Raw genomic sequence first — 1,884 nt, 5'->3', positions numbered from 1 at the left:
ACCAGCGGACACGCAGGGCCCCGGCCAAATAATTCCGTACTTATGGGGGTCTCACCTATTGGACGGGGCGGGGCCCGGCACGGCCCACCACCCCACCGCGTCAGCCGGCGGCGCGACGCGGCGCGCGCTCTTCGCGCACGATCTTGGCAGTACGGGCGGCCGTGGGCACACCAGCGGCCTCGCCCATGATCGAGCGCAGTTCGCGCAGATAGGCCGAGCCCTTCAGCGTGCGCTGCACCAGGACCGAGCGGCGGTCCATGGGGTCCACCTTGCGGCGGGCCAGATCCAGCTCGCCGAGCCGGTCGAGCGCACGGGTGATGGCCGGCTTGGATACGTTCAGCGCGGCGGCGAGGCCACGGACGGTATGCGCCCCTTCCTCAAGATAGCAGGTCAGGAAGACGCCAAGCTGGCGGGCCGACAGATCCGGCCCGTCACGGCGCACCATGGCAACGATGGTATCGCGCAGCGTGTTGACCAGCTGGTCGGTGGTCGATGAGTTCTGAGCCATAGTGAAAAAGCCTTTCCCGGGGAGGTCGGCAACGCCCCCCAAAATTTTTGCCGTCAGCGTTCCCGCTCAGGGTCCGACGGTCATTCCAGAACCGTATATAGTTTCAGAATGCGACAGATATAAGCCCGTGAAATGAGAATAGTTCGTTCATGTTCATTATTTCACGATTACGTATTTTCCCTTGTCGGCAGCGTCCGCAACAAAGATGCGTACACGGCCCGCAAAACCGGTATTTCCCCTCCTTCCGGCCGTCCGGAACGGTAATGATCGTTCCACGCATACACATCGATATGTGCCCAGCGCACGCCTGTTTTGATGAATTTTTTTAAAAACAGCGCCGCCGTGAGCGCGCCCGCCATAGGTTTTGCCGCCACATTGTTCAGATCGGCCACCGGACTCCGCAGCCACGCGGCATAATCGTCCCACAGGGGCAGCCGCCACAGCGGGTCGCCGCACGACGTGCCGGCGTCGAGAATCGCCTGCGCGACCGCATCGTCATTGCTGAACAGCGCCGGCAGGTCCGGGCCCAGCGCCACGCGGGCGGCACCGGTCAGGGTGGCGGCGTCGATCAGCAGGTCCGGGTCCGTCTCGCTGGCCTCGGTCAGCAGGTCGCACAGCACCAGCCGCCCCTCGGCATCCGTATTGCCGATCTCCACCGTCAGGCCCGACCGCGTGACCACCACGTCCGATGGCCGCATGGCCGTGCCCGAGATACTGTTCTCCACGCATCCCAGGCGCAGTTCCAGCCGAACGGGCAGGTCGCGTGTCATCACCAGATGCGCCAGGGCCAGCATGATGGCGGCCCCGCCCATGTCCTTCTTCATGCGCAGCATGCCCGCCGCCGGCTTGATGTCATAACCGCCGGTATCGAAACACACCCCCTTGCCCACCAGCGACAGCAGCGGGGCTTTCGCTCCGGCCCGGCTGCCCTCCCAGCGCGCGATCACCACCTTGGGCGCCCGCTCCGATCCCGCGCCGACATGCGCGACGGTGGGGTAGGCCCGCGCCAGCTTCCGCCCCTTCACGATCTCCACCCGCGCTCCCAGCGGTTCCAGCAGCGTACGCGCCGCCTCGGCCAGTTCGGCCGGCCCCATCAGGTTGGGCGGCGCGTTGATCAGGTCCCGCCCCAGCCGGATCGCCTGCGCGACCTCCGCCCCGGCGGCCCCGCCGGCCGGCACGACCAGGCGCGCGATCTCCCGCTCCGGCCGCGCGGCCCGGCCAAAGGCGGGCATCTGATACGCCCCCAGGCAGAAGCCCAGAACCGCGATATCCGGGGCAATGCCCCCAGGCAGCGCGATCTTCCACGCGCCCGGCGGCAGATCCTTCGCCAGCCTGCCGAACTGAAACGGGTCCGCCCCCGCCTGCACGCCCAGCAC

General features: G+C 67.1%; 2 protein-coding genes. Both read right to left on the bottom strand.

From position 1 onward, the window contains the following. Positions 1–100 precede the first annotated feature (100 nt). Positions 101–508: a MarR family transcriptional regulator gene (locus ABF821_RS15465; protein ID WP_182974780.1), complete on the bottom strand. Its 408-nt coding sequence runs from the start codon at positions 506–508 to the stop codon at positions 101–103. Positions 509–675: 167 nt separating this feature from the next. Beyond that, positions 676–1,884: leucyl aminopeptidase family protein (locus ABF821_RS15460; protein WP_415530641.1), on the bottom strand; the 1,209-nt coding region annotated here is incomplete at its 5' end.

The sequence above is a fragment of the Gluconacetobacter sp. genome (assembly GCF_047721585.1).
Classification (GTDB): Bacteria; Pseudomonadota; Alphaproteobacteria; order Acetobacterales; family Acetobacteraceae; genus Gluconacetobacter; species Gluconacetobacter dulcium.
This window is presented reverse-complemented; position numbering and strand designations above follow the sequence as displayed.